This window comes from Geodermatophilus chilensis, from assembly GCF_002802985.1.
GTDB lineage: Bacteria > Actinomycetota > Actinomycetes > Mycobacteriales > Geodermatophilaceae > Geodermatophilus > Geodermatophilus chilensis.
The window spans coordinates 1-10,484 of record NZ_NVPT01000170.1; the positions used below are offsets into that span (position 1 = coordinate 1).

Annotated in this window: 11 protein-coding genes and 4 pseudogenes; 4 read left to right on the forward strand and 11 right to left on the reverse strand. The window is 68.9% G+C overall.

The window, feature by feature from the left end; all coding sequences use genetic code 11:
- A pseudogene (locus CNO22_RS22120) lies at nucleotides 1-249 on the forward strand (IS5/IS1182 family transposase); the annotation flags it as partial.
- Between the two features lie 176 nt (nucleotides 250-425).
- Complete coding sequence (locus tag CNO22_RS22125; RefSeq protein ID WP_100501391.1) at nucleotides 426-1,253, forward strand: tyrosine-type recombinase/integrase; 828 nt, start codon at nucleotides 426-428, stop codon at nucleotides 1,251-1,253.
- 191 nt (nucleotides 1,254-1,444) lie between these two features.
- Here CNO22_RS22125 and CNO22_RS22130 read toward each other — a convergent pair whose 3' ends face one another.
- The 3 genes and pseudogenes from CNO22_RS22130 to CNO22_RS22140 all read right to left on the reverse strand — a co-directional run.
- Nucleotides 1,445-1,720, reverse strand: a complete 276-nt coding sequence (locus CNO22_RS22130) for a type II toxin-antitoxin system RelE family toxin (RefSeq protein ID WP_100501392.1) — start codon at nucleotides 1,718-1,720, stop codon at nucleotides 1,445-1,447.
- Nucleotides 1,717-1,992: a type II toxin-antitoxin system Phd/YefM family antitoxin gene (locus CNO22_RS22135; RefSeq protein WP_100501393.1), complete on the reverse strand. Its 276-nt coding sequence runs from the start codon at nucleotides 1,990-1,992 to the stop codon at nucleotides 1,717-1,719. The genes CNO22_RS22130 and CNO22_RS22135 overlap by 4 nt, the downstream gene beginning before the upstream one ends.
- 543 nt (nucleotides 1,993-2,535) lie before the next feature.
- A pseudogene (locus CNO22_RS22140) lies at nucleotides 2,536-2,846 on the reverse strand (integrase core domain-containing protein); the annotation flags it as partial.
- On the opposite strand from CNO22_RS22140, the pseudogene CNO22_RS22145 reads away from it, so the two are divergent.
- Nucleotides 2,838-3,149, forward strand: a pseudogene (locus tag CNO22_RS22145) (integrase core domain-containing protein); the annotation flags it as partial. The pseudogenes CNO22_RS22140 and CNO22_RS22145 sit on opposite strands and share 9 nt — an antisense overlap.
- Nucleotides 3,150-3,175: 26 nt before the next feature.
- A pseudogene (locus CNO22_RS22150) lies at nucleotides 3,176-3,628 on the forward strand (IS630 family transposase); the annotation flags it as partial.
- 74 nt (nucleotides 3,629-3,702) lie between these two features.
- Here the strand turns inward: CNO22_RS22150 and CNO22_RS22155 are convergent.
- From CNO22_RS22155 to CNO22_RS22190, 8 genes are all read right to left on the reverse strand, one after another.
- Nucleotides 3,703-4,260 (reverse strand): DUF421 domain-containing protein, encoded by a 558-nt coding sequence (locus CNO22_RS22155; protein ID WP_100501394.1) that lies wholly within the window; start codon nucleotides 4,258-4,260, stop codon nucleotides 3,703-3,705.
- 166 nt (nucleotides 4,261-4,426) lie between these two features.
- Nucleotides 4,427-4,810, reverse strand: coding sequence for a glycine cleavage system protein GcvH (gene gcvH, locus CNO22_RS22160; protein WP_100501395.1), 384 nt, complete (start codon nucleotides 4,808-4,810; stop codon nucleotides 4,427-4,429).
- Between the two features lie 101 nt (nucleotides 4,811-4,911).
- Complete coding sequence (locus CNO22_RS22165; protein WP_100501396.1) at nucleotides 4,912-5,613, reverse strand: hypothetical protein; 702 nt, start codon at nucleotides 5,611-5,613, stop codon at nucleotides 4,912-4,914.
- A gap of 24 nt (nucleotides 5,614-5,637) precedes the next feature.
- Nucleotides 5,638-6,108, reverse strand: coding sequence for a glycine/sarcosine/betaine reductase selenoprotein B family protein (locus tag CNO22_RS22170; RefSeq protein ID WP_100501397.1), 471 nt, complete (start codon nucleotides 6,106-6,108; stop codon nucleotides 5,638-5,640).
- A 13-nt stretch (nucleotides 6,109-6,121) separates the two neighbouring features.
- Nucleotides 6,122-7,024, reverse strand: coding sequence for a halocarboxylic acid dehydrogenase DehI family protein (locus CNO22_RS22175; protein WP_157937071.1), 903 nt, complete (start codon nucleotides 7,022-7,024; stop codon nucleotides 6,122-6,124).
- Nucleotides 7,025-7,080: 56 nt separating this feature from the next.
- Nucleotides 7,081-7,767, reverse strand: a complete 687-nt coding sequence (locus CNO22_RS22180) for a haloacid dehalogenase type II (protein ID WP_157937072.1) — start codon at nucleotides 7,765-7,767, stop codon at nucleotides 7,081-7,083.
- A gap of 24 nt (nucleotides 7,768-7,791) precedes the next feature.
- Entirely contained in the window at nucleotides 7,792-9,321 is a 1,530-nt protein-coding gene (locus tag CNO22_RS22185; protein ID WP_100501400.1) for a solute symporter family protein, read from the reverse strand.
- Nucleotides 9,318-10,145, reverse strand: a complete 828-nt coding sequence (locus CNO22_RS22190) for a DUF485 domain-containing protein (RefSeq protein ID WP_198588515.1) — start codon at nucleotides 10,143-10,145, stop codon at nucleotides 9,318-9,320. Before CNO22_RS22190 ends, CNO22_RS22185 begins: the two co-directional genes overlap by 4 nt.
- Nucleotides 10,146-10,484 lie beyond the last annotated feature (339 nt).

A 10,484-nucleotide genomic window follows, 5' to 3' on the forward strand; every position in this document is an offset into this window, starting at 1 on the left:
CTGCGCGGCCACATCGCCTCCCGCGGCGCACCCGCGCCGATCCAGGTCGGCAAGCGGTGGGTGGTGGAGCGGGCCAACTCCTGGCTCAACGACTTCGGCCGCCTGCGCCGCTGCACCGAACGCCGCAAAGACTGTGTCGACGCCTACCTGGCCCTGGCGGCGGCCATCGTCACCGTCCGTGCTCTACGGCGGGCCGCCTGGTACCTCTACCGCTGGGATACCCGACCAAGATCACCGCGGATCCGTTGACCTACTGGCGGGAGCTCTAAGCAGCCACTCGCCGCCTACCTCTCCGAGTGGCTCGAGGGCCAGCGGCTGGCACCCGGGACGCTCGCCAGCTACCGGGAGAACGTGCGCCTGCACATCGCGCCCCACCTGGGTGCCACACCGATGGACCGCTCTCCGGCACGGCAGTCGATGGATGGATGCGCACGCTGGAGGCCTCGGGTCGCGCCGACGGTCAGGGCGGCCTGTCACCCCGCACGGTGCGTTACGTCTTCACCTTCCTCCGGTCAGCACTCGGCGACGCGGTCAAGCACGGCCAGCTCGCGGTCAACCCCACCGACCGGTCCACCCCACCGAGCCCGTCGCAGGCCCGGCCGCCCGAGATGCACGCGTGGACGGCGCCCGAACTCGCCCGGTTCCTGAGGTGGGCCGACGAGCACGACTCCGATGTGGCCATGGGCTGGCGGTTGCTCGCCTTCACCGGGATACGTCGCGGTGAGGCGCTGGCGCTGCGTTGGCGGGACGTCGACCTAGACGCCGGACGGATCGCCGTCCGACGCAGTGTGGGCGTGGTCAAGGACAAAGGGAAGGGCGAGCGCCTCGTCGAAGGCGCGACCAAGACCGGTCAGTCCCGCGTCGTCGAGCTGGACGCCGGCACGGTCGCGGTCCTGCGCGCCTACCGTGCGGTGCGCGGCTCACTGGCGCTGGACCTGGTCCGGGACACCGCTCTGGTGCTCGGCACCCTGGACGGCAGCCACCGTCACCCCGAGCGGTTCTCGCGCCAGTTCGTCGCGCACGTCGTCCAGGCTCGTAGGGCGTTGGGGGAGGAGCTGTTACCGGTGATCCGGCTGCACGACCTGCGGCACACCCACGCGCCCCTGCTGCTGGCGGCCGGCGAGCCGGTCAAGGTCGTGTCCGAACGACTCGGCCACGCGAACGCGACCATCACGCTCACCGTCTACCAACACGTCCACCCCGGCATGGGACGGCAGGCGGCCGACCGGTTCCCCGCGCTGCTCGACGGCTGACGCTGATACCGCGTAGGAGCCGCGAAGTATCACGGCAGTATCACGAGGCCCTTTTAGGGCCAAAACGGATGCACCCCGGGCTCCTGAACTGCAGGAACACCGGGGTGAGACTGTGTCCGAGGGGCGACTCGCTACATACGCACACGCCTCGCAGTCGTCGACCGAGCGACATCCTGAAGGCCGCGGGCCCGTTACCTGTAGACGTCGGCGCGGTGCGAGATCCGCACGACCCTGACCAGGATCTCGTCGTCGTGGACGGAGTAGATGACGCGGTACTGACCCCGTCGCGCGGACCAGTAGCCCTCGAGCTCAAACCGCAACGGCTTGCCGACCTGGTACGGGTCAGCGGCGAGCGGTCCGTACAGGAAGTCGACGACGGCCACGGCCACCGCCTCGGGCAGATCCCGCTCGATGGCCCGCTTGGCGGCAGCTGACAGGACGACGGTGTAGACGCGCGGCTCGCTCACCCGTGGCGGGCCGCGAGGGCGGCGCGGACCTGGGCCTCGTCGTAGCTCTCGCCGTCGCGCATCTGCGACTCCGCCTGCCGGATCTGCGCCACGGTCTCGGGGTCGGAGAGGACCTCCAGGGTCTCCATCAACGACTCGTAGTCCTCGACGGCGAGGATGACCGCTACCGGGCTGCCGTTCTTGGTCACGGTCACCCGCTCGTGGGTTCCGGTGACCTCGTCGATGATCTGGCTGAAGTGGGCCTTGACCGCGGCCAGCGACTGCGTCGTCATGACCAGGATTATGGTCAACTGGCGCATCGTCGATCAATGTTTAAATCCAGGAGGCCGATCTGGCAGGCCGCGTGTCCCCGACGCCATGCGAGCGGCTCCGTGACGAGTGTGATCCAGCCGCCGGCGGCCACGGGCAGGCTCCGAGTTTCGTCGAGGTCGTCGTGCAGAGCGTCTGCCTACTCGTCGTCGCGCTCGCTCGTCCGGGACGTGCCTGGCCGGACAGGGCCAAGGCGAGATGCCACACGTCCTGGGCATCAGTGGTGAGGACACCAGCCGCTGCTCGCGCTCGTCGATCCCCACGGCGGTCAGCGGTCCGGCGGACCACCGGCGGCGATCCGGGCTCGTGGATCGGCGTGCCCGTCAGGCCGGCGTCGGGCACGACCAGCGCTCCTCTCGTCGAGCGGCCGGTGATGATCAGGCCATGACATCGCGCCGCCGAGGCCTGTACCGCAGCGAGGCGGCCCGCCGCGACATCCGGGACTGGTGCGACCGGCGCCTCGCCGGCTGGATCACGCCGCACCAGCGGGCTGAACCGCCCCGAGTTCAGCGGAGGCTCGGTTCTGCCGGTTGGTCCTCGGTGAGGCCGGCGATCTGACGGTAGTAGTTGTCCTCGTACTCGACCGGCGGGATGTCGCCGCAGGCGCTGCGGAGGCGTCGGTGGTTGAACCAGTCGACGTACTCCAGCGTCGCGAGTTCGACGTCGTCGAGGCCGCGCCAGGGGCCGCGGCGGCGGATGAGCTCGGTCTTGTACAGGCCGATGAGGGACTCGGCGGCGGCGTGTGGTAGGAGTCCCCGCGCGAGCCGGCGGAGGTGACCGCGCCGGCCTCGGCCAGCCGTTCGGTGTAGCGGATGGCCAGTACACGTCGCTGGCGTTCACCGAGGCGCTGACCGAGGCCGGGACCGCCGGCTCGATCGGCTCGGTCGGTGACGCCCTAGACACCGCGCTGATGGAGTCGACCATCGGCATGTACAAGACCGAGCTGATCGACCGGCAGCGGTCCTGGACCAGCCGGTCGGCCGTTGAGCGGGAGACCGCCGCCTGAGTCCACTGGTTCAACACCGAACGCCTGCACTCTGCGATCGGCTACCGACCGCCGGTGGAGTTCGAGGCCAACTACCGTGACACCACCGCCACCCCGGCCCTCGAGGTGGCTTGAACCCGGCCTCCATAGATCCAGGACGGTTTGAAGCCCTGGAGGCGGCCACCGGGCGGGTCACCGACGCCTGCACCGAACGGCATCGCCACCAGGAGTTCCTCGCGTTCCTGAAGCAGGTCGCCGCCGCCTATCCCCGCCGGCAGCTGCATGTCGTGGTCGACAACTACGCCACCCACAAACACCCCGCGGTCCGGGCCTGGCTGGCCGGTCACCGACGAGTGCGCCTGCACTTCACGCCGACCTCGGGCTCGTGGCTGAACCTGGTCGAGGTGTTCCTCTCCATCATCACCCGCCAGGCGCTGCGCCGCGGCAGCTTCCCGACCGTGGCTGACCTCATCGCCGCCATCGAGCGGTTCATCGCCGCCTGGAACGACCGCTGCACCCCGTTCACCTGGACCAAGGACCCCGACACGATCATCGCCAAGGCCACCAATCCACGGCATCGCAAGACACAAACCACGTCAGATGCGGAGCACTAGCAATCTCCTAGTGAAAGGCAAGTTCAGCGTCCGTCACAAGCTCGAGCCGTGCCAAGCGTGCTGCTGCCTGTGGGTCAAGGAGCGTGGTCTTCATTGCCGCGCGCTTGCTCGGCGCGTGGGAGCACCCCATGCAGGACGTCGCCGTCGCCGTCGTACGAGTACCCCGGCTCGCGGACGACGGAGATGTTCCCACGCTGCTCGAAGATCACGTAGCGGACCTCGGACAAATCCCGGATGTTGTGCTTGCGCAGCAGTCCGTACAGGTCGGCGTTGGTGAGCCCGCTGCGCCGCATCTCTCGGTCCAGCACCTGCCCATGCGCCACGAGCAGGCGTGGGACGTGGTCGATAAGCGCCGCCACCGCCGGAAATCGGCGGGCACGGGTCAGGACGCTGTGAGCGCAGAGGACGGTCACCAGGGTGATCGCGCCGGCGAAGTAGCTCGCGTCGCTTGCGTTCGGGACTCGACCGACGACCGCGCCGACGGCAACCGCAGCGACGAAGTCGAACGGCGACATCTCGGCGAGCGTTCGTCGCTCGCCGACGCGAAACCCGATGACCGCGGTGAGGTAGAGAGCGAGCGCCTTCGCCGCGACCCACACCAATTCGCCGGGGTGACCGATGATGTAGTCCACCCGACTCGCCTCCCCTGTCGTTGTCGTACCCGGCGCGCGAGGGCCGCCCGACCGTCGGCACCGCGGTCGGCGTCTACGGCCTGGGACCTCGCTGATCATCCGGTTCGTCCCCGCAGGTTCGCGTCGCCACGCGGTGGGGTTCCCCCGGCGCGACGGGACGAGTGGCCTAGCCCTCGACCGACCGGCGGTAGCTCGCCGAGTCCAGCAGAGACTCGAACTCATGAGGGTCGTGGGGGCGCAGCCTGATGATCCAGCCCTGGCCGTACGGGTCGCTGTTCACATGGTCCGGCGCGGTCTGCAGGTTCGTGTTCACGGCGAGGACCTCGCCGGAGCAGGGGGCGTACACCTGCGACGACGTCTTGTTGGACTCCACCTCGCCGAACGGAGCGTTCTTCTCGACGGAGTCGCCCACCTTGGGGAGGTCGATATACACGATCTCGCCCAGCTCGTCCTGTGCGAAGTCGGTGATGCCGACGACCGCAGTGCCGTCGGGCTCCACGCGCAGCCACTGGTGCTCCGACGTGTAGCGAAGCTCATCCGGAAACTCCACCTAGCCGCCCTCTCCTGACCGCATCCGACCGCCTCCACCATCGACTCCGATCGCACGAGCCCCTGGAGCTATTGCTCGCCGCGGCCCTGCGAGCGCGGCCGTCATCGCGCCACCCCGTACGCCGCCCCGCTGACCGTCTCGTCGTCCGATGCCGCCATCCGGTCCTTGACTCGCACGAGCAGGCCGGCAACCGATGTCTCGCCCCAGAACCAGCGGTGAATCTCGTCCGACGTCACCCCGGGCTGCATCGCCATCTTGGCCTCTGAGAACATCGCGCGCAGGTCGAGGGAGCACAGACGGATCCACTCGGCGAGCGAGACGTCGGGCGGGCGTTCTCGCATGTCGGCGTCCTTGCCGTTGGCGTAGTCCTCGAGAAAGCGGATGATGGCCCGGAACCGCGACGGCGGTACGCGGGTGACACCGACGCTCGTCGCGCCGTGCTGCTCCACCCACTTGGTGTAGTACTGCCGCACCCTGGTCGTCTCTGTCGCCGGGTCGGCATCACAGCGCCGGACGGAACCCGGTTCCGTCGCCACCTCCGAGTACTGCTCGGGGGCACCGCGCTGCTCGACGTACTCCGGGTCGTGGAAGTCGGCGAGGACCGGCCCGTCGTGCTCGAGAAGGGCAAGAGCCGCGCCGAGAACGCGATGCTGATGCTCCGGGTTGCGCGGCTTCCCCAGGGTGGCGCCGAACGGGTACGGGACGTAGACGGCGCGGGGCGGCTTCACCGTCTCGACGTGTTCGCGGACCAAGGCCAACATGGTCGTGACCAACCCGGCGTGTTCCAGAACGCGTGCGAGCACACAGACCGTGTGTGTGCACCACGGCTAGGTGGGCGTGAGGACGACGACGTCGACGCCCTCACCAACCAACCGCTGGGCGACCTCCGGCCCCGTCTGCTGCTTGACTACGGACAGGTCGTTCTGTGCGCCCATGAACGAGTAACAGTGCGGCGCGACGGCGCCGACGGCGCCGGGGCCAGCGAGCTCGCGGACGCGGTCGAGCGGGAAGACGACGTTGAGGTCCTGCTGCATGGGGACCCGGTCGAAGCCGATGCTGGTGTGGCTGACGACGAGGTCGCTGAGGTGGGCGTCGGCGGGAATGACGCGATAACCGGGGTCGAACTTCCGGAACGGCTTGTCGTCGCGGCAGTGCAGGCCGGCGGACGTGACCAACGCGACGGTGCAGTCGCTCAACGGCTTGGACAGCGGCGTGAACGGGGCCGCCTCGTTGCGGTCGACCGGAAGCGCGAGGATCGAGTTTCGGGACAGGTCCGACAAGGTGTCGAGCCGTGGCATCGCCGGTGCCTCCCTAGCTCGGTTCGGGTACCGGGAAGTGCGACCGTGACGCTGCCGCCGGGCCGTCGAGGCACTCCGTGACGTGCACGATGCTGATCGTGATGTCGGCGATGAAACGCTGGTACATGAACAGAACGCCGGTGAGGCCGGCAAGCTCCGCCGGCGTACATGCCGACGCCAGCTCGGTGCGCTCCACACCGACCGGCTCGGGTAGGCCTTGCGCGAGCTCCCGGGCGCGGACGACGAGCTCCCGAGCCTTCGCGTCGTAGCCCTCGGTCCGCACCACCGGGGCGAGGATCTCGTCGGTTACCGACTCGAGGAGGTCCGGCCAGTGCGCGAGCACGCGGAAGTCGCTGGCGGGGCCGTGGTGGTAGTGAATGTCCGCCACGCGCTTGAGCAGTGTCTGGAGCTGGACCGAGGCTTGTTCCGGATCGACGAGCGGCAGGAGCGGGTCCATCCCCTCGGGGTGGCCCTTCGGCACCGCGGCGCGGAGGTCGTCCGGGACCTGGGCGCCTCCGGCGGCGCGCATCTGGAAACGTTCGCTCCACGCAGTCAGCAACAGCAGGTACTTCGGGTTGCCGTAGTTCAGCTCGTTCAGGACCCGCCGGACAGTGTCGACCCGGTCGTCGTCCCACCCCGCGCTCCGCAGCCGTTCCCTCAGGTCCAGCGCCGGCTCGACACCGAGAAGAGACCGCTCGCGCAACTCGTCGGCGGCCTGCTCGGCGTACCGGGTGCCGAACGCGCCGGCGCTGCGGCGCCACGCGAGAGGCAGAAAAGCCGGGAACGTGGCGAGGACACGGCACGCGAACGCGACCCACGGAACGCGCAGCGTCAGCCGGATGTCGTCGTATGTCGCCTCGAGCTCCCCCGCGGCATCCCCGTGGTCGACCTGGGGGAAGTGCGCGAACGTCGTCATCCGAACCCTCCTGGTGGACGCCACCCGCCGCGGCATCCGAGCACGTGCCTGCGGCGTCAGGCCTGGCCGTCCTTCTCCAGGACGTCGGCCAGCTCGATCAACGATCCGACGACCATCTGCGGGGGCGGCCGCAGCGTGTCGAACAGTCCACCGGACCGGTCCACCCAAGTGGCCTGCATACCGGCCGACTCCGCGCCGATGTCGTCGAACGGGTTGGAGGAGATGAGGCGGATCTCCCCGATCGGCCGGCCGAGCCGCTCCGCGACGCGACCGTACGTCTTGGGCGAGGGCTTGAAGGCCTGGACCTCGTCGACGCTCACGAAGCCGTCGAAGTACGGCCGGAGTCCGGCGGCGTCCATGAGGGCGTCGAGCATCCGGGGGGACCCGTTCGAGAAGACGACCATGGCGTGGCCCAGCTGCTGCAGCCGGCTCAGGCCCGGCTCGACGTCGGGAAACCGCTCCAGGTCGTTGTACTGCGCCATGAGCGCGTCCTTCTGCTCGGCCGTGAGCTCTCGGCCCGCTGTCGCCAGCGCGTAGTCGAGCGACTTGCGCGTCAGCTGTTCGAAGTCTTCGTACCGCTCCATCGCGGTCAGCCGAAAGCTGTACTCCAGCTGCTTCTGCCGCCACACCTCCGCAATGCGCAGCGCCTGGTCGGGCACGTACTGCTCAAGGCGGGTCCAGATCCGGATCGGGTCCACCAGAGTGCCGTACATGTCGAAGGCGAGCGCCTCGCGGCCGGGCATCTGCATTCCTTCCTCGTTGTCGGACTAGGCCTCGGCGCCGACGCCGGTCTGCGCGCGGAACACGACCTCGTCGAACCGCTTGTTCGAGCCGTCGTCGGGCCGCTGCAGCAGCGTGCCGAGCACCGCGCCGAGGAACCCCAGCGGCATGCTGAGCACGGTGGGGTTGACGAGGGGGAAAACGGCGTTCGCGCCCTGGAACGCGGGCCCGAGGAAGGCGAGCCCGACCGCGGAGACGAGCCCGAACGTCACTCCCCCGATCACTCCGTAGGCGTTGAAGCGCCGCCAGAACAGCGACAGCGCGACGATCGGGAAGTTGCAGCTCGCCGCGACCGCGATGGCCAGGACCACGAGGACGGCGACGTTGAGGCCCTGCGCGAGCAGCCCGAGCGCGATCGCCACGGCGCCGACAGCGAGCGTGGACATCCGCGCCACCCGCACCTGCGTCCGCTCATCCACGTGACCGCCCTTGATGACGTTCACGTAGACGTCGTGCGCTATCGCGCCGGCGGTCGCGAGAGTAAGCCCGGCGACCACCGCGACGATCGTGGCGAATGCGACCGCCGAGACGAACGCAAGGAACACCTGGCCGCCGACACTGCCCGGCCCCCCAGCGAGGTGCTGTGCGAGCAGCGGTAGCGCGAGATTGCCCCCCTTGTCGGCCTGGAGGATGTTGTCGCGCCCGACGTAGTACGCGGCGGCGAAGCCGATGAGCGTTGTCGCCATGAAGAACGCACCGGCCAGGAACATCACCCAGATGACCGACTTTCGCGCCGTCTTCGCATCGCGAACCGTGTAGAACCGGATCATGACGTGCGGAAGTCCCGCGGTGCCGAACGCAAAGCCAAGGCCGAGGGAGAGTTGGTCCCACGGGTTCTTCAGGTAGTTGTTCGGCGACAACAACTGCGCGCCGTACCTGGACTCGATGCCGTCGAACAGGGCCACCGGGTTGAAGCCGAACTTGGCGAGAATCCAGAATACGAGGACGGCGGCGGCCGCCAGCAGCAGCACTGCTTTGACGATCTGCACCCACGTCGTCGCGAGCATCCCCCCGAAGGCCACGTACAGCACCATCGCGACCCCCGACAACACGACGGCCGTGCTGTAGGGGATGCCGAGCAGAAGCTTGGCGAGGGCTCCTGCTCCGACCATCTGCGGGATTAGGTACGCCAGATTGACCACGACGGTGCCGACGACCGCCGCAAGCCGGGCCTGCGGGCGCTGCATGCGGTAGGCGATGACGTCGGCCAGCGTGTACTTGCCGGTGTTGCGGAGCGGCTCGGCGATCACCAGCAGGACCAGGAGGAACGCCACCAGTGCCGCGACGGCATAAAGCGAGCCGTCCATTCCGTAGAGGGCGACGAGCCCGCTGAAGCCCAGGAAGGCCGCCGCGCTCATCCAGTCGCCCGCGAGCGCAAACCCGTTCTCCGCCGCGCCCAGCTGGCGCCCTGCGGTGTAGAACTCGCTCGCGGTCCGGGTACGGCGCGCAGCCCAGTACGTGATCCCGATCGTCACGCCCAGGATGACGAGGAAGATCGCGATCGTCAGGAACCTCATCGCTTCGACGCCTGTCCGGTTGCGTCCGCCGCCACGCTGGCCGCCTTGGGGTCGAAAATGGTGTTCGCCACTCGCACGTAGACGAGCGCGAGGATCCACACGACCACGTAGATCGCGATGATGAGCAGGTAGCCGACGTTCACAGCACCAACGACGCGCCGGGCCATGAACCCCGGGGCGAAGCCGGCGAGCAGGGTGATCCCCAAGTAGAACCCGAGGTAGAAGACGATGACCGGGACGAGGAACCGCACCTTGATCGCAATCAGGTCGCGGAACGACTGGTCTCGCACTGCCGCCGTCCAGTCGATGTCCGAGTCGGCGGAACCGCCGCCCGGCACCGCCGCGGGATCGCTCCTGAGGATCTCCGCGAGCACCGGGACGACCTCCCCCGTGCGCCCCGGCACGAGGACCACGGGGATGTCGTCGGAGTGCCGCCGTATGCCCTCCGCAACACTGCCCACCTTGTCCCCCCCGAACGGGCGGGGGCCGGTCTCCCCAGCGATGATCGTGTCAGCGCCTACGCGCCGGGCGGTCTGCACGATTGCGTCGACGATCGCCCCCCGCACCTCGTGGGTGTGCACGGGCACGCCGGCCTTCTCGGCGAGGTAGCGGGCTGCCTCGAGCCCGTCGACGGGCCGCGCGTGCAGCGTCTCGAGGCTCGTCTCCGCGAACTCGACCTGGAGATCGGACTCGGGGGTCGCGACGTGCACCGCGTGCAGCTGCGCGCCCCGCTCCCGCGCCAACTCGATCGCCCTCAGCGTGGCGCCCAACGCCGATATCGAACCGTCCGTCGCCAGCAGCAGCGCCGGCGCTTCCGAGTCCATCCGCACCCCTGACCTGGCGTCCATTGCCGGGACCGATCACTTCGCGCCCGGTCAGTATCGAGGCCGCCTACGCGGAGGCGCAACCACTTGCATGGGCTGGCTGAGAAGGAGGGAGCCGACCACGAGTTGGCAGACGCCGCGAGGGGATGCGACGACCCGGTGTGCATCAGCCGGTGTCCGAGGGGCGACTTGCTACATACGCACACGCTTCGGGCCCGTGGTCCGGTGAACGGCTGTCGGGCCCACAGCACCCCGTCACCTGTCGGGAGTCGCCCCCTTGTCCCGGACCGCGGACCACTCGACGATGTATTTCCGAACAGTGGACGAAAACGAGTTGCC

Coding starts and splice junctions, on each gene's coding strand:
- CNO22_RS22125 (WP_100501391.1), top strand. CDS start 426: ATGCGCACGCTGGAGGCCTCGGGTCGCGCCGACGGTCAGGGCGGCCTG.
- CNO22_RS22170 (WP_100501397.1), bottom strand. CDS start 6,108: ATGCCACGGCTCGACACCTTGTCGGACCTGTCCCGAAACTCGATCCTC.
- CNO22_RS22175 (WP_157937071.1), bottom strand. CDS start 7,024: ATGACGACGTTCGCGCACTTCCCCCAGGTCGACCACGGGGATGCCGCG.
- CNO22_RS22185 (WP_100501400.1), bottom strand. CDS start 9,321: ATGAGGTTCCTGACGATCGCGATCTTCCTCGTCATCCTGGGCGTGACG.
- CNO22_RS22190 (WP_198588515.1), bottom strand. CDS start 10,145: ATGGACTCGGAAGCGCCGGCGCTGCTGCTGGCGACGGACGGTTCGATA.
- CNO22_RS22180 (WP_157937072.1), bottom strand. CDS start 7,767: ATGCCCGGCCGCGAGGCGCTCGCCTTCGACATGTACGGCACTCTGGTG.
- CNO22_RS22135 (WP_100501393.1), bottom strand. CDS start 1,992: ATGACGACGCAGTCGCTGGCCGCGGTCAAGGCCCACTTCAGCCAGATC.